This is a genomic window from Bacteroides sp. Phil13 (assembly GCF_001940965.1).
Classification (GTDB): Bacteria; Bacteroidota; Bacteroidia; order Bacteroidales; family Bacteroidaceae; genus Bacteroides; species Bacteroides intestinalis.
On sequence record NZ_MSHA01000072.1, the window covers coordinates 1 to 23121 of the forward strand.

Annotated in this window: 12 protein-coding genes; 5 read left to right on the plus strand and 7 right to left on the minus strand. The window is 41.2% G+C overall.

Annotation, left to right across the window (positions count from 1 at the left end):
• Positions 1-209: 209 nt before the first annotated feature.
• Together BWI44_RS13210 and BWI44_RS13215 are read left to right on the plus strand one after the other, a co-directional pair.
• Positions 210-656 (plus strand): MarR family winged helix-turn-helix transcriptional regulator, encoded by a 447-nt coding sequence (locus tag BWI44_RS13210; protein ID WP_007660037.1) that lies wholly within the window; start codon positions 210-212, stop codon positions 654-656.
• A gap of 162 nt (positions 657-818) precedes the next feature.
• Positions 819-995 (plus strand): hypothetical protein, encoded by a 177-nt coding sequence (locus BWI44_RS13215; RefSeq protein ID WP_007660038.1) that lies wholly within the window; start codon positions 819-821, stop codon positions 993-995.
• Between the two features lie 77 nt (positions 996-1072).
• On the opposite strand, the gene rprY is transcribed toward BWI44_RS13215, so the two are convergent.
• From rprY to fusA2, 3 genes are all read right to left on the minus strand, one after another.
• On the minus strand, positions 1073-1774 hold the full coding sequence (gene rprY / locus BWI44_RS13220) for a response regulator transcription factor RprY (protein WP_007660039.1): 702 nt from the start codon (positions 1772-1774) through the stop codon (positions 1073-1075).
• 4 nt (positions 1775-1778) lie between these two features.
• On the minus strand, positions 1779-3320 hold the full coding sequence (locus BWI44_RS13225) for a sensor histidine kinase (protein ID WP_138291886.1): 1542 nt from the start codon (positions 3318-3320) through the stop codon (positions 1779-1781).
• A gap of 275 nt (positions 3321-3595) precedes the next feature.
• Positions 3596-5752 (minus strand): elongation factor G2, encoded by a 2157-nt coding sequence (gene fusA2 / locus BWI44_RS13230; protein WP_138291885.1) that lies wholly within the window; start codon positions 5750-5752, stop codon positions 3596-3598.
• Between the two features lie 194 nt (positions 5753-5946).
• Here fusA2 and BWI44_RS13235 point away from each other — a divergent pair, with 194 nt between their 5' ends.
• Positions 5947-6747 (plus strand): gamma-glutamyl-gamma-aminobutyrate hydrolase family protein, encoded by an 801-nt coding sequence (locus BWI44_RS13235; protein ID WP_195208377.1) that lies wholly within the window; start codon positions 5947-5949, stop codon positions 6745-6747.
• A 182-nt stretch (positions 6748-6929) separates the two neighbouring features.
• Here the strand turns inward: BWI44_RS13235 and BWI44_RS13240 are convergent, their stop codons facing one another.
• The gene (locus BWI44_RS13240) at positions 6930-7547 is read right to left on the minus strand and encodes a NanQ anomerase/TabA/YiaL family protein (RefSeq protein WP_044266363.1); all 618 of its coding nucleotides are present in this window, start codon (positions 7545-7547) and stop codon (positions 6930-6932) included.
• A 173-nt stretch (positions 7548-7720) separates the two neighbouring features.
• Between BWI44_RS13240 and BWI44_RS13245 the strand changes: the two genes are divergently transcribed.
• Positions 7721-11041: a beta-galactosidase gene (locus BWI44_RS13245; protein WP_117692209.1), complete on the plus strand. Its 3321-nt coding sequence runs from the start codon at positions 7721-7723 to the stop codon at positions 11039-11041.
• A gap of 78 nt (positions 11042-11119) precedes the next feature.
• On the opposite strand, the gene BWI44_RS13250 is transcribed toward BWI44_RS13245, so the two are convergent.
• Genes BWI44_RS13250 through BWI44_RS13260 form a run of 3 tightly spaced genes read right to left on the minus strand, consistent with a single transcriptional unit; the run spans position 11120 to position 18704 of the window.
• The gene (locus tag BWI44_RS13250) at positions 11120-14020 is read right to left on the minus strand and encodes a glycosyl hydrolase 115 family protein (RefSeq protein WP_195208378.1); all 2901 of its coding nucleotides are present in this window, start codon (positions 14018-14020) and stop codon (positions 11120-11122) included.
• 35 nt (positions 14021-14055) lie between these two features.
• Complete coding sequence (locus BWI44_RS13255) at positions 14056-15726, minus strand: RagB/SusD family nutrient uptake outer membrane protein (protein WP_195208379.1); 1671 nt, start codon at positions 15724-15726, stop codon at positions 14056-14058.
• A gap of 11 nt (positions 15727-15737) precedes the next feature.
• Positions 15738-18704 (minus strand): SusC/RagA family TonB-linked outer membrane protein, encoded by a 2967-nt coding sequence (locus tag BWI44_RS13260; RefSeq protein WP_195208380.1) that lies wholly within the window; start codon positions 18702-18704, stop codon positions 15738-15740.
• Positions 18705-19046: 342 nt separating this feature from the next.
• Between BWI44_RS13260 and BWI44_RS13265 the strand changes: the two genes are divergently transcribed.
• Entirely contained in the window at positions 19047-23078 is a 4032-nt protein-coding gene (locus tag BWI44_RS13265) for a hybrid sensor histidine kinase/response regulator transcription factor (RefSeq protein WP_286814533.1), read from the plus strand.
• Positions 23079-23121: the final 43 nt, after the last annotated feature.

Sequence of the window (23121 nt, forward strand, 5' to 3'; positions counted from 1 at the left end):
CATCAGACAAAACGGGAGTTAAAATGAAAACGGTTTCGTATTGATTCATACTTGTTTAATTAATGAATTAATAATTCGTTTAAAAATTTGCGGTGCAAAGGTAGGGATTTTATTTTGATCTACAAACATTTAATGTTTTTTTGTGCCGCGAGGATAGGATTTATCATGGAAGTGACTTACCTTTGCAAAGTTGTTTAAACAATAATTTCATGATCGAGCAATTTAACTTTGACATCCGGCTTATCTTTGCCATACTGAATGGTAAAGTTTCCGCCGCAATCAACCGAAAACTGTCCCGTAACTTCCGCCAGAACGGTTTGGAGATTACTCCGGAGCAGTGGACCGTCCTTATCTTTTTGTGGGAAAAAGATGGAGTGACGCAACAAGAGTTGTGTAATGCAACTTTTAAGGACAAACCCAGTATGACGCGCCTGATAGATAATATGGAACGCCAACATTTAGTGGTTCGTATCTCTGACAAGAAAGATCGCCGCACCAATCTGATCCACCTCACCAAAGATGGAAAGGAACTGGAAGAACAAGCACGAGTGATTGCCAACCAAACTCTGAAAGAGGCATTGCATAGTATCACTGTGGAAGAACTGCGCGTAAGTCAGGAAGTATTAAGAAAAATATTTTTTAATACGAAAGATTAGTGCAAAATACAGCGAAAGAATTAGTATAAACGGCTTATGGAAAGCCTGCAAAACCAACTATTTACCCTCAATAATAGTTTTTTTGCAAAAATAATTTCGCTTGTTAAAGAATTATGCTTTTCTTTGTGACAAGAATATAATAATCTATTAAAATACACACACATGAAAGGTTTATTAAAAAATCTGGGCTTGATATTAGTCTTGGTAGGAGCTGTAATTTTAGTTTCATGCTCTTTTACCGGTAATGTTAACAACAATACCCTTTTAGGTACTTCAGCAGTTTTGATGGTACTGGGTTTGATTTCATACATTATTATCAATAAGAAATTGGCAGACTAATCATCGGAAAAGAATAAAAAAGGCGGTTACTTTTTTAAAGTAACCGCCTTTTTTGTTTCGTGAAGAGCAGAAGTTTATTAAGCTTCCGGCTCCGGTGTAATCAGTTTGTATCCTTTTCCGTGGATATTGATGATTTCAATAGAAGGATCTTCTTTCAGATGTTTACGCAACTTCGTGATGTACACGTCCATACTACGGGCATTGAAATAGTTGTCATCAATCCAGATCGTCTTCAAAGCAAAGTCACGCTGCAGGATTTCATTAGCATGAGCGCAAAGCAAGCCCAAGAGTTCAGACTCTTTAGTAGTCAGCTTCGTTTGCTTTTCAGGTGTCGACAAAATCTGTTTCTGTGTATCGAAAGTGAACATACCAATCTTGTAGATATTGCTCTCTTTGTTCTTCTTTCCACGTACACGTCTCAGGATAGCTTCAATTCTGAATGTCAACTCTTCCATACTGAATGGCTTGGTGATATAATCATCCGCACCGATCTTAAAGCCTTCCAGAATATCTTCTTTCAGTGTCTTTGCAGTCAGGAAGATGATAGGAATTTCGGCATTTGCAGCACGTACTTCCTGAGCCAGTGTGAAACCATCTTTCTTTGGCATCATTACGTCAAACACACACAAGTCATATTTATTCTTCAGAAAAGCTTTGTATCCAGCTTCGCCGTCGGGATATAACTCGGCAGAATAACCTTTCGCCTGTAAATATTCTCTTAAAAGCATGCCAAGATTTTCATCATCTTCGCACAATAAAATACGCAGTTTCTCGTCCATATCATTAATTTTTAAGTAAAGGTAATGCAATAATAAATTTAGTTCCAACGTTTAGTTCACTCTCTGCCCGGATGGTTCCCTTGTGATCTGTTATGATCTTCTTCACATAAGAAAGTCCTAATCCGAAGCCCTTCACATCGTGCAGATTACCTGTATGCACGCGGTAGAACTTTTCAAATATCTTTTTCAAATTCTCTTTTTTAATACCTATACCGTTATCCTGGATAGAAATCATCAGCTTACCCGGTTCATTCCAGGTCTTCACTTTCAATTCCAAATCCGCATCCGGTCTCTTATACTTCACCGCATTATCCATCAGATTGAAAATCACATTCGTAAGATGCATTTCATCTGCAAATATATCCGGGTCTGTTGCGTTCAGTTCCGACTCTATATTACCGTTATAACGCTCCACCTTTAAGGTGAATGTGTTGATAACACCTGTAATCAACTCATTGGCATCCAGTTCCTTCATTTTCAAGGTAGCCTTCTGCTTGTCGAACATCGACATTTGAAGAACCTTTTCTACCTGGAACCTCAATCGTTTCGTCTCATCATTGATGACCGTCGATATATGCTGGAACATAGCAGGTGATTTCCCCACTGCGGGGTCTTTCAACATCTGTGCTGCCAGTGATATCGTTGATATCGGTGTTTTGAATTCATGCGTCATATTGTTGATAAAGTCATTCTTCATCTCCGTCAGTTTCTTTTGGCGGAACACGATATAAATCGTGAAGATGAATGTTATCAGCAGTACAAAGGTGAATATCATCGACGGTATCATAAAGTTGACTGAGTCGAAAATATAATCCCTTTTACCCGGGAAATGTATCTTTACGATGCTCATACGGGCAGGTGGATCGTTCAGGAACAAAGGTTGGGAATAAGAATACTCATTACCTTCATCCACATAGTCCGAACAGCGATATACTTCCCGCCCATCCCGATCAATCACCTTAAAGTGATAAGCCAGATCAATTCCGTTATCTACCAAACCCGACTTTAAGTACTGATCCAGATTCTTAAAGTTGATGCGCTCCTCTATTGGTTTGTCACTTGCCGTATACACCATCTGCCAAGCCACTTCATCCAACAGGTTACGCTGGTATACATAACGATTCTTCACGAAATCGACATACGAGCGAGCTGTTTTAGGTATCGTTTTAGCGCCATGTTTACGCGAAATCATCGCTCTCGGCAACTCCGACGGATTATTCGTTATCGTCTGCAGTTCTATAGCTGAATACTGAGAACCATCCGGCGATGTAGCCGTAAACCGCTGTGTCTGCACCACTGATTTACCCTGCGCAGTCAATTCCCACGCTCTCTTTTCCGCCTCGGTGATGTCCTCCCGCAACCAGCGGGCAACCTCATCGGACTCCACTTCTTTGGAAGCAGCCATCAGTCCACGCTTCACCGATTCATCAAATTGCTCGTTACGCATCTTTACCATCTTCTCTATGTAGCTGATTTGCAGGTACAAGAGACTGAGGAAAGACAACCCCATAACGACGCCTAATATCCATATTGTTGACTTCTTCATAGTCACAAAATTAACACTCCCTAATTAACACTCCTAACACATTAACCTGATTTAACCGCAAGTTCTCGTAAATTAACCGAAAAGTGTTTTTTAAGTTGCATTACGAGCATTATAACAAATAGGAGTCTCTTTGGTTTGCAAATTTAATAAAAAATTAATTATTCACATTCACATTTGCACATGTTCTTAATCAGTGTTAATAAAAAAGCCATTACCCCTCGTTCTGAGGGAGTAACGGCTTTAACAAATTATAAAAACAGACGAAGTGAAGTCTTTTATTCTTCAGCTTGCTTAGCTTCGAACTCCTTAACCAACTTATCTTGTACATCACTTGGAACAAGTTCGTAGCTGGCAAATTTCATGATAAATGAAGCACGTCCTCCTGTCAAAGAACTCAAAGCTGTAGAGTAAGATGACATTTCTTTCAAAGGTACTTTAGCACTCAGCTTTTCATAACCAGCCTCACTACTCATACCCATAATCATGGCACGGCGTCCCTGTAAGTCACCCATTACATCACCCATTCTATCCGACGGAACAAATACTTCCACATCATAGATAGGTTCAAGAATCTTCGGACCTGCATTCTTGAATGCTTCACTAAATGCATTACGACCAGCCAGCATGAAGGAAATTTCATTGGAATCTACCGGATGCATCTTACCATCATACACGATTACACGCACATCACGAGCATATGAGCCTGTCAACGGTCCTTGTTCCATGCGAGCCATGATACCTTTCAGGATAGCCGGCAAGAAACGTGCATCGATAGAACCACCCACGATACTATTAACAAATACCAGTTTACCACCCCATTCCAATGGAACTTCTTCAGTACCTTTCACATTGATCTTGAATTCCTGTCCACCGAACTTATAAGTATCGGGCACCGGCATACCTTCGTAGTAAGGCTCTACAATCAAATGTACTTCACCAAACTGGCCTGCACCACCCGATTGTTTTTTATGGCGATAGTCTGCACGAGCCGCCTTCGTAATAGTTTCACGATACGGGATTCTCGGCTCTTCATACTTGATTTGCAATTTTTCGTTATTTTCCAAACGCCACTTCAACGTACGCAAGTGGAACTCACCTTGTCCGTGAACAATAGTCTGGCGCAACTCTTTGGACTGCTCTATCACCCAAGTCGGATCTTCCTCGCGCATACGGTTCAAGATAGCCATCATTTTCTCCGTATCGGATTCATTCAGAGGTTTGATAGCACGGGAGTATTTAGAATTCGGATACTTAACAAAATTGAAACGATTTTCAGAGCCTTTACCATTCAATGTATTTCCGGTATGCACGTCCTTCAATTTCACAGTACAACCGATATCACCAGCCACCATTTCTTCCACCTTAATACGGTTGGCACCTGCACAAGCATAAATCTGGGCGATACGTTCTTTTGAACCACGGTCAGCATTCGTAAAGTCTTCACCTTCGTGCACTTTACCGCTCATAACCTTGAAATACTGAACATCACCGATATGAGGTTCAACAGCGGTCTTAAAGAAATAAAGGGATGTAGGTCCATTCGGATCCGGTTTCACAACTTCACCGCGTGTATTATGTACAGGAGGCATTTCGTCTACAAACGGAACCACATTACCCAGGAATTCCATCAAACGACGCACACCCATATCTTTACCTGCACAAACACAGAATACGGGGAACATGCCACGTGAAGCCAGTCCCTTACGGATACCTTCACGCATTTCATCTTCCGTCAGAGACTCTTGTTCAAAGAATTTCTCCATCAGGCTTTCATCGTGTTCTGCAGCTGCTTCCACCAATGCTTTATGCAATTCGGTTGCTTTTTCCATTTCCTCTGCAGGAACATCTTCAATAGTAGGTGCACCACCTTCGGGACCCCACGAATATTTTTTCATCAAAAGTACATCAATCAACGAATTGAAGTTCGGTCCGGTAGCCAACGGATATTGTACGGGAACTACCTTCGAACCATAAGCAGACCTCAACTGCTCAAGTACCATATCATAATCACACTTCTCATGGTCAAGCTGGTTCACCAGGAAAATCACCGGTTTACCTAACTTTTCTGTATATCGGAAATGATTTTGGGTACCTACTTCAGGACCATATTGGCCATTCAGAAGCAATATTGCAGTATCGGTAACATTGAGTGCTGTCATGGCAGCTCCAACAAAGTCATCACTTCCCGGACAATCTATAATATTAAGTTTTTTACCGTTCCACTCCACATGGAAAACGGTGGAAAACACTGAATAGCCATATTCTTGCTCCACCGGGAAGTAATCGCTGACTGTATTCTTGGCAGTAATTCTGCCGCGACGTTTTATAATACCACTCTCAAAGAGCAGCGCTTCTGTGAGAGTGGTTTTACCCGAGCCATCATTGCCAAGCAGGGCAATGTTCTTAATTTCATTCGTCTGATATACTTTCATGATATATAAGATTTAAAATGAATAACTCAGTATGCCTTCGCATACCCTTAACTTTTAGTGAGGCGCAAATTATGAATTTATCAAAAGAAAAGCAATAAATCGATAGTGTTACTAAACTATGTTATGTAACACATCACTACTAACAGAAAGATTTTCTTAACTTTACAGCAAAATCATTAACCCCCAAACTTACAATGAAAGAACTACTATCATCTATTGTACTGCTCATCCTCCTAGCATTTACCGGATGTCAATCCGGAAATTCATCCCACAAACAACGACCTCTTATCGGCCTATCTTGTTCACATCCCAGCGACTATTCGTCTGCACGAACGACTTATACCGAATCAGTCATACAAGCCGGAGGCACTCCAATGCTTATACCCGTCACAACAGACAGTATAGTTCTGGCAGACATCATCAGTCGGCTGGACGGGATTATTTTAATTGGAGGAGCGGATATACATCCTTCTTATTATAATGAAGAACCTATCGAACAACTGGGAGAGGTAGATTCACTGCGTGATGTTTATGATATTTCCCTTATCCGCCTTGCAGCGCAACGTGGTGTACCCATGTTGGGAATCTGCCGGGGCGAACAATTAATCAATGTAGCATTCGGTGGCACACTCTATCAGGATATTCCAGCCCAACATCCGGATACTACCGTGCGACATAATCAGGAAGAACCGAGTAGTGTACCCACTCATGCAGTCAACTTGCTTCCCGATTCTGAAATGGCACGGATAACAGGAGAGACACAACTATTTACCAACACCCACCATCATCAGGCCGTCAAGCAAGTGGCACCCGGTTTCCGGATTACGGCATGGGCTACGGACAGTATTCCCGAAGCCATTGAAAACATTGAAGGAAAAACTATCTGGGGAGTGCAATTCCACCCGGAAGCATTAACGGTAGCTGGTGATAGCATATCTGCCAGATTCTTCTATTTTCTGGTTGATCAAGCAATCGCATTCCGGCAAAGCAAATAATAGTCTTATCCATTATCGGACATATTCAATTCCCTACCAAGTCCGTACCAACTCCGTATCTATACGCTTGGACTTGGTACGGAGTTGGTACGGACTTGACAGGGAGTTGGTAGGGAGCAGGTCATACTCCGGTAATTCTTTAGTGATTTCTTATATACCATATATATAGGTACGCGCGTATATCACATATAATCCAACTTAATCACGATCACCCTTATATCCTGATCTTCCTTATCCGTAGCTATCTTTGCAATATGCCAGTCGGACGGGAAGAACAAGAAAAACTCACCGGGAACAGAGTCGATAAAGGTAGTTTTTTCCGGATCAAAATCATAGTGAATAACATCTTTTTTCTCACTATATTCGCAATTAGCCTTTGAAGATTCATGGTCCAGCAATGCAAAACGTTCCGTTCCTTTCACCACATACTGCAAATCTATATGTTTCCGGTGTGATTCGGATGTCCGCTTCTCTAACGGTTCATTCTTACTATCTTCAACAGAAACCACAAGTGATGTTCCTTCTATCGGATGTTTTCCCTTCTCGATAGTAGTCAGGTCGTGCGACGCCAACCAGCGAAAAGCCGCCTTCCATTGTTCCGGATTCGCTTCGTACTGCGCTTTGAATTCCGCTAAATTCGTAGAAGAATGGGGCTTCGCCTTCAAACCTTCACTCCAGACTTTCGATTTTACCCATTTTTCAGGCGAGATACTTTTTACTTTCTTGCCACTTTGAGCAGAGACAGACAGACAAACCGCAAGCATACAGGCAGTTGCCAATAACCATTGTAAGTGTTTCATGTTAATGTTTTCTATAATTTCGTTTACTGACTACAAAGATATAAATTATAAATCGTATTAAATTGAAACATCTGTCTACCTATATTGAATTATTTGTGGAACATTAAATGAGAAGTCGTTCTTATCTTTGCAACAGAAATTAATTCGTAAACTAACAATAAACCATTCAAATCATGAGAAACATTTTCTGGAGTATGACATTAGTTGTTGCCTGTTTATTTGGAGCCGCTACAGCGCAAGCCCAAAAACAAGTAACCGCCAACAATGCCATCGTGCCGGGTGAAGTATGGAACGACACCGACGGTAACCCCATCAATGCACATGGTGGCGGTATCCTCTACCATGAAGGAACGTACTACTGGTACGGTGAGTACAAAAAAGGTAAAACCATCCTGCCCGAATGGGCCACATGGGAGTGTTACCGCACAGATGTAACCGGTGTGAGCTGCTATTCATCCAAAGACCTGCTGAACTGGAAGTTCGAAGGCATCGTGCTTCCCGCAGTGAAGGATGACCAAGGCCACGACCTGCACACCAGCAAGGTACTGGAACGTCCGAAGGTGATTTATAACCCAAAAACCAAGAAATTCGTGATGTGGGCACACGTGGAAAGTGCCGACTACAGCAAGGCATGCGCCGGAGTAGCCATCAGTGACTCCCCTATCGGAGAATTCACCTATCTGGGCAGTTTCCGTCCCAACGGTGCCATGAGCCGCGACCAAACCGTATTCGTAGACGATGATGGCCGTGCCTACCACTTTTATTCATCAGAAAACAATGCAACGCTGTACATCAGCGAATTGACTGACGATTATCAAAGACCGAGCGGACGCTATACCCGTAACTTCGTCAAGGAAAGCCGCGAAGCTCCCGCCGTCTTCAAACGTAACGGAAAATACTACATGCTCTCTTCCGGCTGTACCGGTTGGGATCCCAATCAGGCAGAACTGGCAGTAGCAGACTCCATCATGGGTGAATGGAAAACAATCGGCAACCCTTGTACCGGAACAGATGCCGACAAGACTTTCTATGCTCAAAGCACTTACGTGCAGAAAGTAATGGGTAAGAAAGATATGTATATCGCCTTGTTCGACCGCTGGAACAAGAAAGATTTGGAAAATTCACGTTATGTATGGCTTCCTTTCTCCTTCGAAGGTGATAAAATCACCATCCCCTGGCGTGATAAATGGAACTTCGACAATTTCGAAAATCAAGGCCGTTTTGAAGCCGGCAAAGGAACTTTCCTGTTAAACGGCAAACCGTTTGTGGTAAAAGCTGCTGAACTGCACTACCCGCGTATCCCGAAACCTTATTGGGATCAGCGCATCAAATTGTGCAAAGCACTGGGTATGAACACTGTCTGCCTCTATGTATTCTGGAACTCTCACGAACCGCAACCCGGTGTATACGACTTTACGGAGCAAAACGACCTGGCTGAGTTCTGCCGTCTGTGCCAGCAAAATGATATGTATGTCATCCTCCGCCCCGGACCGTATGTTTGTGCCGAGTGGGAAATGGGTGGTCTGCCGTGGTGGCTGCTTAAGAAAAAGGATGTGCGTCTGCGCGAATCCGATCCTTACTTCATTGAACGTGTAGCTCTGTTCGAAGAAGCCGTTGCCAAGCAAGTGAAAGACCTGACGATTGCCAATGGCGGCCCCATCATCATGGTACAGGTAGAAAACGAATATGGATCTTACGGAGAAGATAAAGGGTATGTATCCCAAATCAGAGACATCGTACGTGCCAACTTCGGAAATGACATCGCTCTGTTCCAATGCGACTGGGCTTCTAACTTCACCCTGAACGGACTCGATGACCTGATCTGGACCATGAACTTCGGTACAGGCGCCAACGTCGACCAGCAATTTGCCAAACTGAAACAGCTTCGTCCCAACAGTCCGCTGATGTGTTCTGAATTCTGGAGCGGTTGGTTCGACAAATGGGGTGCCAACCACGAAACGCGTCCTGCTGCTGATATGATCAAAGGTATCGACGATATGTTATCAAGAGGTATTTCATTCAGCCTGTATATGACACATGGAGGTACGAACTGGGGACACTGGGCAGGCGCCAACTCTCCCGGCTTTGCACCCGATGTGACGTCTTACGATTACGATGCGCCTATCAGTGAATCCGGTCAGACAACTCCTAAGTATTGGGCGTTGAGAGAAGCCATGGCGAAATATATGGATGGTGAGAAACAGGCGAAAGTACCTGCACTGATCAAACCTATCAGCATCCCTGCTTTCAGATTCACAGAAATGGCACCACTGTTCGAGAACCTGCCCGCAGCAAAGAAGGATGAAAACATCCGCACCATGGAAGAATATAACCAAGGCTTCGGAAGCATCCTCTACCGCACTACCCTGCCTGAATTGAAATCACCCGCTACCCTCACAGTAAACGATGCGCACGACTATGCTCAAGTATTCGTAGACGGGAAATACATCGGCAAGCTCGACAGAAGAAACGGTGAAAAGCAATTGGTACTCCCCGCCTGCGTCAAAGGCTCCAGACTTGATATTCTGGTAGAAGCCATGGGCCGCATTAACTTCGGTCGTGCCATCAAAGACTTCAAAGGAATCACGAAAAACGTAGAACTTTCTATGGACATCAACGGATATCCTTTCGTTTGTGACCTGAAGAACTGGGAAGTTTTCAACATTGAAGATACTTATGAATTCTATCAGGGCATGAAGTTCCAGCCGATAGAGTCATTGACAGACCGCCTCGGACAACGTATTCCGGGTGTTTACCGTGCTAAATTCCAGGTGAAGAAACCGAGCGACACTTTCCTGAACTTCGAAACATGGGGCAAAGGACTGGTTTATGTGAACGGTTATGCATTAGGCCGTATCTGGGAGATCGGTCCTCAGCAGACTCTTTATGTACCGGGATGCTGGTTGAAGAAAGGTGAGAATGAAATCGTAGTTTTCGACATCGTAGGCCCTAAAGAAGCTAAGTCCGAAGGTTTAAGTGAACCGCTCCTTGACCAGCTGCTTGTACAGAAACCCTTGACACATCGCAATGAAGGCGAAAACCTGAACTTGTCAGGTGAAAAGCCTGTATTCACGGGAAGTTTCAAACCGGGTAACGGCTGGCAGGAAGTTAAATTCAACAAACCGGTTACCGGACGCTATGTTTGCATTGAAGCATTAAACTCACAGGATGGAAAAGACCTGGCTTGTATTGCCGAAATGTATTTCTTGGACAAGGATGGTAGCCGTTTGTCCCGCGAGCCTTGGATTGTGAAGTATGCCGACAGCGAAGACGTGGCTCACGTCAACCGCTCTGCCGACAAGACTTTCGACCTTCAGGAATCCACCTATTGGAGCACAGAGAAAGGTAGTCCTTATCCGCATACGATTGTAATCGATCTGGGCGCCAGTCATGCCGTGACTGGTTTCCAATGCTTACCCCGAATGGAAAGCGAAGTACCGGGAAGCATTAAGGATTTCAAGATTTATGTGAAGGGGGAAAACTTCAAATACTAATCTGATTTATACAGGCAATAAAAAGCGGCTGTCGTTATGAAATGACAGCCGCTCTTCTTTATATAGAAGTCTGACTCATTATCGTACGATTGTAGTTTCAGGGCCAAGATAAGAGCGCTTCATTCCTCCCATATCTATCACCACCTTTTGAATAATCATACCCGGGTCAGAGCATATCAATTTCAAAGTATGCTTGCCCGGCTTATCAATGTTTAGGGTTACAGCATTTATCGTACTATTGCGGTATACATTTTCCCTCCATTCACCAGAATATTCTTTTGCATTATTCGAGGCATATTTCAACAAGCCATCATCTATCATTATGCCGAAGCAAGTGCCACGTTCCGAATTCACCGGAAAAACAGGTAATGCATACGTATAAACCGTTACTGAACCGGCATTAAAAGTATAAAAATCATATTCCACTTTGGCAGCCTGTCTGGAACGACGTGGATTTTGAACAGATTTTGTAGCCTCTCCTAATTGTATACACTGGTTCTCATATCCCAATCCCTCTATTACTTTCATTTTTATATCTTCATTCTCCACTTTTCTATGAAATTTTCCCGGATTGATAGATACACAACCATTATCCTCCACATACCATCCTTTCAACTCGCCGACTGTAGGATAAGCAGGATTGAAAACAGGCAAGTAAATCTTTTCCTGATTGCTGCCGGATATAATATCAATTTCACCCGTTACCCTTTCTCCTACCGGAACTTTCGACCAGTCAACAGATACAATAATCCGTTCTTGCAGAAGAGTGGTTCCGCTCTGCCTGCTGAGTTTGATCCACGAATCCGAAACTTTAGCATTCCACGTAAATGCTTGTTCTCCCATATTATACAATTCAATAAAAGATTCTTTCCGGGTATAAGGATTTACGCAAGGAAGTACATTCAATGTAATCTTTCCCAAAGGAGAGTCCTGTCCCGGAAGAAAAACACGCATTTCTGCTTTCTGCGGTACATCGATGGTCGTTACCGGCGGCATCTTCTGATAAGTAGCAGTCCATCCGGGTGCCAGAGCCATCATATGGTTCCATTTACCATTAAGCAGGGAGTTATACTTACCGGTATAATAATCGATACTATCATGATAAGCCTTTGTTCTATCAGCCAAATAGTTGGTTGCTGCACGTCCTTGACGCGCGTACCATCTGTTTTGCTGCGCAGTCAGCATTTTCTTATTCATAAGCGCTGCTCCCTTCACAGGATAGAAAACCAGCTCATAAAAAGCAGCCTTATAAGATTCCGGCAACGTGTTCCATATCTTTTCGCTCTTATCAGAAATACGGTCGTACTCTTGCATTCTGCCTTCTGCTTCATTATAATTTACGAAAGAAAAGTCTGTATCCGTCATTCTCTCCTGAGCATGTTCGTTATTCCATTCATATCCCCATCCCATTGCCTCCGGTTTGTGCTGGAAACCTAAATGATAATAACTGTTCATTATATCGTCAATATCTTCCCTATACTTTTCACCAAATATGGAAGCCAGAAAGTCCACCTGATGATTGTTTATATTATCAAAATTGAATTTATCAATGTCCCAGGCCATATCCAGAAATGTTTTCATACCCAATTCACCCGGTTTGATGTCTCCCACATTCAATAACCAATAGCGTTTTGCTCCGGTATCATAAGCCTTGCGCATTTCTTCGAACATCAATGCCGGAGGAGTTGTATTCAACCACAAATAGTCATGCGGCTCGCCTAAATATGAAATATGATAATATACGCCCGATCCGCCTTTACGGTTTCTTTCCTCCTTATTATTCAATCGTTTGATATAACCGAAATTATCATCCGGCCAAACCAACATAATGTCTTCCGGAAGCCTCAACCCTCTTTCATAGATATCAAGCACTTCTTTATAGGGAACAAAAATCTGAGGGATAGAGTCAAGAGGAGAATCTACATGTTGCTTCAAAATACCTCTTTGGTCAGCAATGACCTCCTCTACCAAGCTGACTTCTTTATCTTTGGGAACACCTACGAGTCCGGCGTCATGAATACCACGCATAGCAATCGTATAAATGTTTTCATACGGGGCATTCTCGGAAACCCGTCGGTCGAGTATCTTATTGATTCCTCCTTTGTTAGTTATATAATTCCATTCTCCCATTGTTTTTTTATCCCACTCCGTTACATTATTAAAGAGTAACGGTTCGCAATGAGAAGAACTCATTATAATTCCATAACTATCAGCAACTAATTTGTTTTCAGGATACTTATTAAAAGCACCCGAAGAAGGATGCATCGCAGGTGCCAGCATATTACCTTTCATCCGGAGAATCAGTTCACACACCTTAGCATAAGTTTTCGGTCCGATGTCGCCCAGTTCTTTATCAAACGTTTTTCCGGCCCACGGAGTTATTCCCCAACCTTCATCATTAATAAAGATACCCCTGTACTGAACAGACGGGGCCTGAGAAACATAGTTTATGTTCTCAATATATAATTGAGACTTTCTTTTTGTTGGCACATCGGCCCACCAGTACAAAGGAGACACTCCTATAGCCTCTGACAGTGTGAATACGCCATAGGCTGTACCACGCCTGTCGCATCCGGCAATGACAAGCACTTTTTTCACTCCTTTGGCAGGATCATCTATCGTTTTAACAACAAACTGTTCCCAACCACCACGAATAGCCGACACATCTAATTGTCCCTCTGCCACCAATCGGTCAATAAAAGTATTATGTCCCACTGTTCCCACAACAACAGCATACTCCGAAGAAACCTTTTTCGAAGAAACAGACACCTTCTTATCAGTCACCCGCTTTATATCTTCAGCCAGAAGACAAGCTGTTTTTTCTACTACACCATAATCTCCGGCATCATAATAAATCACTGTCTTATGGGAAGACACTAACGGAAAGGCCGTCATGCCTCCGGTTTCTTTAATAATAATCTGTCCCCAGCATATTACCGGAAGAAACATAGACATGAATACAAACCAAAATCTCATCATAACATAAACTATATTTTAATTACTACTTATCATCTTTATTCATATCCGGGGTTCTGTTCTAACACAGCTCCTCTGTTAGCTTCAATTTCCTTATAAGGTATTGGCCATAATTCATAATGTTTTTCCATCTCCTTAGCATAATAGGGATTGCATTTCATCACGCGGTCGTAAAGCTTTCCCATTCTCATCAACGTTATTCTACGTCTTTCTTCTACGCCTAACTCTCTCATTCTCTCATCCAGAATATAATCCACTGTTACCTGAGATGCTAATACAGGTTTAGCATGAGCTCTATTGCGAATCACATTGATATCAGCCGCTGCCTTATCCTTATCATTTAAAGCCAGATAAGCCTCAGCACGCAACAAATAAGTTTCGGCAAGCCTGAACATATATTGATCCGTATATGTAGCACCGGCTCCACTGTTAAGCGCAAAAGTTTTGGAATTGGAATACAAACCATCCGGATGATTGTACGGAGTAGTACACTTTGATTGATAAGCATAGAGCGGACGGGATGGAACCGTAACCCCTGCTGGCGGATTCTGAGTGTCAATACTGTCCCCATAAAGTCTGGCATACTCTTTATTATGAACTGCAAACTTTCTCACAAAATTATGATTTGCGTTTCTCATGTCTCCATAGAAATCATCTTTCCATATCTCATCACTGAAATATCGGGTCGAAATGGCCCAACCAATGCCACGACCTCCGGTATAGTCACCAATCGGCCAACTAAAAGGATTCATGCCATGTGCTTTCACGTCACGAACCATCGGAGCGTGATGCCTTTCCAAAGTGTATGTCTGGTCTTTGGCTGTCAAGGAACCACTGCCGCCGGGAATGTCAGTTTCAATCTGAATTACCCAGATTCCTTCTGTGTTTCCGGAACCTCTGTTCTGATTGTTTTTTCGGAATAAATCCCAATATACATCTCCCGGAACTTCATTAGCTCTGGAACCAAAGCGATTGTACATCAGTCCGGTAGCCGGATCATCGATGACTGTTGTGGCAGCATCCACCGCTTTCTGATATTGAGCTGTTGCCAGGTAAAGTTCTGAAAGCAAATGATATGCAGCCGCATTAGAAACTTCTCCATCCTGCACACTGGACAAACTGGGTAAATGAGCAGCCGCAAACTCTACATCCGTAAGTGCCTGCTTCAACACCTCTTCTTTTGATGCCCTGACATAATCAAACTTGGGTTCAACGACTTCCGTCAATAAAAGAGGTACCCCACCGTAAAGATAAGCCAAGGTCCTATATGCAAATCCTCTAAAAAAACGGGCTTTGGCTTCAGCAATCGTCTTTTGTTCTTCTGATACTTCAGAAACAGGCAGACGGTCGATAATAGTATTAGCAGTTGAAATGGTATGATAAAGCAATGACCAGTGTACCGATGCAATATTACCGGTTGAATGATAAGCTGAAATCATATTGGAATGTCGCTCCGTACCATTCGGTTCACCATCATAAACAATATCCGTACCATAAAGGTAATCCATCGGACGATTTTCGTCCCTGCTATAGAATTCTCTTCTTATCAGGTAATAGAGATTATTTACAGAACAATCAATGTCCTCTTGGGTAAGAAAGGAATTGGTTGCACTCATAAAATCCAAAGGCTTCTCATCTAAAAAAGAACTGCTGCACGAACCCAGCACTGCTGAAAGTAACAAGCTAATAGTATATATTTTTATTTTCATAATAAATCAGATTAATAAGTAAGACTAACACCAAAAGAAAAACTTCTCATTACCGGTCTGCCTGAATAAGTACTTCCGGCTTCCGGGTCCCAACCATGCCATTTTGTAAAAGTCAGCAAGTTTTTCCCACTGAAAAACAGATCAATTTCACTCAAACCGACCTTATTCGTAACAGACTTCGGAAAAGCATAAGACAATGAAACATCCTGCAAACGTACAAAGCTCCGGTCTTCATATACCGTAGGAGTTATTTTCGGGGTACTAATGGAACGTGCATAGACTGCATCCGGATTACGCGGTGACCAGTAATCCCATGCACTTATACGATTCCAGCGCAGATTATTCTGATCTCTAACTAACGAAGAAGAGTTGGCTGCCAGATATCCATCCTTTCCTCCTTGAACAGAATTGATAAAGAAACTAAGCGTGAAGTTCTTATACTCCAACGTATTCATAATACCAAACCGGTAAGCCGGATCTCCTTTACCTAAAATGACACGGTCTTCAGGAGTTATTTCTCCCTCTCCGGTCATATCTACAATACGATAATTGCCCGGATGGAAACCGGCAGGTATATCATCACCCAACTGATAAATGCCATCCACTACATACCCATATACCGCAGAAATGGGCTGGCCTATAAACAGATTACTGGATATGTTATCATCCTCTATGCCATCTCCGTCATTATCTTCTCCTGTCAAAGTTACGATCTTATTGGAGTTTGTCGAGAAATTGAGTGAAGTAGTCCATTTAAAATCAGAAGTCTGTATATTCTTCGAAGTGAGAATAAATTCGAAACCCTTGTTTTTGATTTTTCCAAGATTAGAAGCAATCTTTGAAAATCCCGTAATATCGGGCAAAGCCACATCATACAATAAGTCTTTCGTAGTTGTCGAATAATATTCAACGGAACCAGTGAGTCTCTGACCCAGAATTGTGAAATCAAGCCCCAAGTTTATCCCTGCTGTTTTTTCCCATTTCAGATTATTATTTCCCAAAGCCGAAATCTCCTGTCCTATTACAGGCTTTCCACCATCACCAAAAATATATCTGATCTCAGAAGCCACTGTAGACAAAGATTTATATCTGCTGGTCTGATTTCCGCTGATACCATATCCCCCACGCAGTTTCAGATAATCAATCCAGGGTATTTTAAAGAAAGACTCTTCTGAGATAATCCATCCCAAAGCTATGGAAGGGAAAGTGGCATATTTATTATTCGCCGCAAATCCCGAAAAACCATCTCTACGCACTGTACCCGTTATCAAGTACCGGTCCATCAAACGATAACTGACCCTGGCCATCTGATAACAAAGAGCCTCTCTCCAAGCATCCGAATATACATAGCGCGTTGTTGCCTGTTCCAGACTATTATAGCCCAAAGTCATACGTGTAAATCCCTGTCCCAAAGCCTTTGTATAATCGTATTTACGCTCTGAAGCCCCATATAATAATGTGGCATCAATATGATGTTCGCCAAATGTAGCATTGTAAGCCAGAATATTGTCTATAGTATAATCATAGTAGCCGGTATGCTCTTTATAAGCCTCTCCTTGCAGATTGTACCCATACTGGCTGGCCTGAAAATGATTGTCTATCCTATAGTTATTACCAAAATTCAACCGATACACTAACCCTTTAAGAGGCAATTTTATTTCGGACGATATATTACCGAAAAAGTAATTATGACGCTCGTAATCATCAATATCCGATCCCATAAAAGGATTGGTATCCAATGTATTAAAAGGATATGGCTTTATCTTACCATCTGCGTCATAAGGTTCAATCAATGGAGATTGGGTTATCAGATTCCACAAACCAGGCTCCGCACCATCCTGATTCACAAATGCACCAAAAGTCTGAATTCCTATCTTCCACCAGGGAGCTACTTCCGCATTCAGATTCAGACGAACACTGTTTCTTTTAAAATCATCATTCACTATAAATCCACGTTGATCCGTATTGGAGTACGAAAGCATATAATTGATGGATTTACTGCCACCGGATATATTAAAACGGTTTTCAAACAGATGTCCGCTTTGTGTTCCTTCGTCCCACCAGTTATAATTATAAGGACTGACATTTCCATTTTCATCCCTCAACGGAGCATCCGGCAATTTAGACGCGAGATCAAAATCTGGATTAGGGGTAGTATAATCAGGTCCAAGGAAAGCCTCCGTATAATAGAAGTCTCTGACATTATCCAGATACTCTTCACGATTCATCGGACGATAATTGTGGGTCGGGTTAGAAAATGTATAACTGCTGGAGAAAGTGATTTTCGGTTTCCCTTCCACACCTTTCTTAGTGGTAATCATAACTACTCCATTGGCTGCCTGTGCACCATATACAGCAGTAGAACTTGCATCTTTCAGGATATCAATAGATTCAATGTCATCAGGATTTATAGAAGATAACGAACTTGTATAAATGATTCCGTCCAGAATGACCAAAACATCCTTGTTTCCTCCCAAAGTATTCGTACCGCGGATAGACATCGACGGAGTACCTCCCGAATTAGTCACCTGCCCAATATTAAGTCCCGGAACATTTCCTTGCAAAGATTGTAATACATTTGAATTGGGAGACCTTTTCAACGTTTTAATATCTGCACGTATAACGGCACCCGTCAAGTCAGCCTTACGTTGTGTTCCATATCCCACTACTACCACTTCATCCAATGCTTTCACATCTTCTATCAAACGTATATCAACAACCGTTCTATTTTTCACAGGCACTTCCTGAGTAATAAAACCGATATAAGAGACAACCAAAATATCATTCGGAGCAGCCTGAAGGTGATAGTTTCCGTCTATATCCGTTATAGTCCCGGTATCCTTACCTTTCACCTTTACATTCACACCAATAATCGATTCACCGGATGTATCCGTAATTTGCCCTTTGATATTCAAATTTTGCGCAAGACCGGACATAGCGAAAAAAAACAAGAAAATCCAAATAAGAAAATGTTTCATAAAATAATAGTGATTTAAAATTAACTACTTAAACTCATTCATTATGTTTTTCAGCTAATGAAATAAAAAAGAACTGTAACTCTTATGTGCTTCTCATAGGCAATCATTTTAAGGTTTCACATAGCATGGAGAATTAGCTCTCCAAAAGATTTCACCGGACAAAGGTAAATTCGAGCCAAGACTTCAGGCATCTGTATCATTCAGAATACCGCCGCTATTTTTTCAATGACAGAATTGTGGGTGATTTTTGGAAGGATTGCGACCATCATTGTGCTTATTAATGCTGATTTTTGTATTTGTTTGAGATTAAGCAGTAATTTTGAAGATGAAAATAGTAGAAAGATGAAACAGAGCGGCCCATTTAAGTTAATCTTATTACTCTCGTTAGTAGTTTACTCCATAGAAGGTTTCTGCCAGCAGATTCCGACTATTAATTTAGTCATGAAAGATGGACTATCCAGTAACTATGTAACAGATATTGCCCAAGACAAATATGGCTTCACATGGTTTGCAACCAAATATGGACTTAATAGATTCGACGGAGACAAATTTACTGTCTATCTAAAAGAACCCAATAAAGAATTGCTTAATAGCAATGATATTAATAAAATTGCTACAGACACTATTAATAATAAGGTATGGATTGCCAACAGATGGATGGGCGTGAACGTATTTGATTGTGCAACACAGCAATTCTCATCTTTTTTGCATGATAAAAATAGCCCGGAGACACTGATATCCAATGAAATTAAAGATATTCTGGTCACTTCCAACGGGAATGTATGGATTGCAACGAATCAAGGATTAGATTTATATAATCCCGACAATTCACAGTTCATACATTATAATACATCGACAGTTCCTGATTTTCCCTCAAATGATATCATGACACTGGCTGAAAGCAGTAATGGTGATTTATACCTCGGACATACCTATAGCGGATTCACTATTTTCTCTCCGGATAACAACAGTTTTAAGAATTTCACTCATTCACCTCAAAACAAAAATTCACTTCCGGATAATACTATCCATTCTATATTTGTTGATACCAATTCTAAAATCTGGATTGCAACCAACTGCGGACTATCGCTTTTTGATCCCTTCAGAGAAACATTCCGCAATTTCAAAGATGTCAGTGGAATTCACTATACGATGCAAGGAGCTGTCTATAATGTCTATAGTACCAGTGATGGCCGAATATGGGTAGGTACAGTCTCTGATCTTTGTTATTTTGACTCCAAAGACACAGACCTGATTTTATCCGGGAAAAAGAATGTTAATCATATGTTTATTCAAGATATTTATTGGGGAATATCAAATCCAACCGTTTATTGTGTCTTTGAAGACTCCTTCAAAAACGTTTGGATAGGTTCAAACGGCGGAGGAGCTAGCTTTATCAGCAGCACTTCATCCTTCTTTCATAGTTGGAGAATTAATAAGATACCGGGAGTCACTAACGGGCTCAATGACAAAGAAGTATTAACAATATGTGTTGCTGACAATGGCAATGTATGGATGGGAACCGACGGGGGAGGTATCAATGTCAACATTGATGGTAAGAATTGTATGTTTTATTCCCATGATACAGGAGATATCTCATCAAATGCTTATCATTCTTCTCTAAAAGATTCTAACGGAGATTTATGGTTTGGAAATATGTATAATGAAATGGGGATCGATGTTTTTATAAGCAAAGAAGACAGATTCATCCATTACACTCCGCAGGGAAACGGTTCGGTTATCTATTGTCTCTTTGAAGACAACCAGAGAAATGTATGGATTGGCAGCAGCAACGGGTTGGAAATTTACAACCTGATAACTAAGAAAAAAGATTTTCTAAATAAAGAGAACAGCCAACTATTAACTAATGAAATCAGAGCTATTTCACAAGATAAAAACGGGAATATATGGATCGGCACTCTCAATAAAGGAATTAGTATATATAATCCGGAGAGTAAGACCATGAAACATATAAATGAGCACACTATATTCGAAAATTGTGTAATCAACCAGATATTCAGGGATTCTAAAAACAGAATTTGGATTGCAACAACAGAAGGATTAGTCTTATTCCCCAATGAGCAGTCAGATACTTACCAATTGTTTAATACCCAAAACGGATTAGCCTGTAATTTGGTATGTTCCATTGAAGAAGATTCGGAAGGTAATATCTGGCTGAGCACCCATTCAGGTATCAGTTGTTTCATCGAGTCAGAGCAAAGATTCCTAAATTATGACCATAAGGACGGTACCCTATTTGGTACATATATGAACAACTCAGTTGGTAAGGCACAAGACGGAACTATTTATTTCGGCAGTATCAATGGCGTGTGCTACTTTAATCCCAAAGACAAACCTTCAAATATAATTCTTCCTCCGGTAATATTTACCGATTTCAAAGTCTATGGCAGAAACCCTCACGAAGATGCAATTGACACATCCATACCTATGACAGACGGAAAAATCATGCTTAACCATAATCAAAATATATTCAGCATAACGTTCAACGTCATGAACAAATCCCTGCAAGGTAAAGTTGAATATGCCTATAAACTGGAAGGATTGGAGGAAAATTGGATTAATATAGGAGGAGATAATCAAGTCACATTTCGCAATATTCCTTATCGTAACTATAAATTGCATATTAAGGCGCGTTATAAAAATCAGGAATGGCAAACTAACTACTCAACACTGTTCATCAGCATCAATCCTCCGTTTTGGCTCAGTTGGTGGGCTAAATTGATATATATAGTAAGTATAGCCACCATTGTATTCTTCATTATCAGATCTTATAAAAAACGTTTGCAGTTACATAGTTCTTTATCACTCGAAAAAGAAAAAGCCCAGAAACAGCAGGAATTAAATGAGGAACGATTGAGATTTTATACCAATATCACTCACGAACTGAAAACTCCATTAACATTAATACTCGGCCCACTTGAGGATTTACAATGCGATTCAAGAATACAAAAAGAACACATGAAAAAGATTTCTCTTATTCATAAAAGCACAATCCGCTTGCTAAATCTGGTCACTCAAATATTGGAGTTCCGTAAAACAGAAACTCAAAATAAGAAGTTATGTGTAATTGAAGGAAACATTGCCGAAAAGATTCAGGAAATCGGTTTCAAATATAAAGAACTGAACAGAAATACCGATATCACATTTGATATAATTACTGATGCAGACAAGACACAGCTCTATTTTGATCAGGAAGTAATATCCATGATTGTTGATAATCTTTTATCCAACGCATTCAAATATACCTATAAAGGAAATATCACGCTTGCTTTGCGGTCAGTAATAGCTAATGATATAGAATACACCGAAATTGAGATAGCTGACACAGGAATCGGAATCCCCCAAGAAGATATCTCACGTATATTCGAACGGTATTATCAAACTAATATAAGAAAAAACATACCCGGATTCGGTATAGGACTCGCTTTAGTGAAAAACCTGGTAGATTTGCATGAGGGCACTATCCTGGTGGATAGTGAACCCAATGTAGGTTCTTCCTTCCGTGTCCGGTTAATAACCAATAATTCCTATCCCGATGCCATACATATCAATACTAATCTCAAAGAATCCATAGATGAAGAGAAATCAAGCAAACCCATCGTTTTAGTAGTAGAAGACGAGGGCGACATCCGTGATTATATTGCTGAAGCACTGATGGGTGCTTACGATGTTATTGTTGCAGAGAATGGAGAACAAGGATGCCAGGTTGCCTTCACAAGTATTCCCGATATAGTTATCAGTGATATCATGATGCCCGTGAAGGATGGGATCGAGTTATGCAAGGAAATTAAAAATAACATTGCAACCAGCCATATTCCTGTAATACTACTGACAGCGAAAGACACATTACAAGATAAAACAGAAGGATATGATGCCGGTGCCGATTCCTACGTCACCAAACCTTTCAGCGCATCTTTACTTAAAAGCAGAGTGGCCAATCTATTAGAAGGAAGGAGAAAAATAGCTTCCTTAATATCTTCAAGCACCCATCTTAAGCAATCTATCATCAAAGAATCATTAAACAAAATAGATAATGAATTCATTGAGAGAATAACAAGGATCATAGAAGAAAACTTGATGGATGAAAAAATAGATGTACCCACAATAGCCCAGGAGTTATCAATGAGTTATTCTTCTCTTTACAGAAAAATAAAAGCCCTGACTGGGATGTCAACAGGAGAATTTATCCGTAAACTGAGGCTCAGGAAGGCAGAGCAACTATTGCTCTCAGGAAAGTATAATATTTCAGAAATAGCCCATCAGGTTGGGCTGAACTCCGTATCTTATTTCAGAGAATGTTTCAAAGAGGAATACGGGATGTCTCCATCAGAGTATATAAAACAGTTGAAGTAAACGAGAATCTCCCCTAAGTCCATTCCTTCTTAAGGGAGATTCT

Bases quoted from the DNA above. Each gene is read 5' to 3' on its own strand.
- BWI44_RS13235 (WP_195208377.1), top strand. From the start codon at position 5,947: ATGAAAGAACTACTATCATCTATTGTACTGCTCATCCTCCTAGCATTT.
- BWI44_RS13265 (WP_286814533.1), top strand. From the start codon at position 19,047: ATGAAACAGAGCGGCCCATTTAAGTTAATCTTATTACTCTCGTTAGTA.
- BWI44_RS13245 (WP_117692209.1), top strand. From the start codon at position 7,721: ATGAGAAACATTTTCTGGAGTATGACATTAGTTGTTGCCTGTTTATTT.
- BWI44_RS13250 (WP_195208378.1), bottom strand. From the start codon at position 14,020: ATGATGAGATTTTGGTTTGTATTCATGTCTATGTTTCTTCCGGTAATA.
- BWI44_RS13255 (WP_195208379.1), bottom strand. From the start codon at position 15,726: ATGAAAATAAAAATATATACTATTAGCTTGTTACTTTCAGCAGTGCTG.
- rprY (WP_007660039.1), bottom strand. From the start codon at position 1,774: ATGGACGAGAAACTGCGTATTTTATTGTGCGAAGATGATGAAAATCTT.
- BWI44_RS13225 (WP_138291886.1), bottom strand. From the start codon at position 3,320: ATGAAGAAGTCAACAATATGGATATTAGGCGTCGTTATGGGGTTGTCT.
- BWI44_RS13215 (WP_007660038.1), top strand. From the start codon at position 819: ATGAAAGGTTTATTAAAAAATCTGGGCTTGATATTAGTCTTGGTAGGA.
- BWI44_RS13210 (WP_007660037.1), top strand. From the start codon at position 210: ATGATCGAGCAATTTAACTTTGACATCCGGCTTATCTTTGCCATACTG.
- BWI44_RS13260 (WP_195208380.1), bottom strand. From the start codon at position 18,704: ATGAAACATTTTCTTATTTGGATTTTCTTGTTTTTTTTCGCTATGTCC.
- fusA2 (WP_138291885.1), bottom strand. From the start codon at position 5,752: ATGAAAGTATATCAGACGAATGAAATTAAGAACATTGCCCTGCTTGGC.
- BWI44_RS13240 (WP_044266363.1), bottom strand. From the start codon at position 7,547: ATGAAACACTTACAATGGTTATTGGCAACTGCCTGTATGCTTGCGGTT.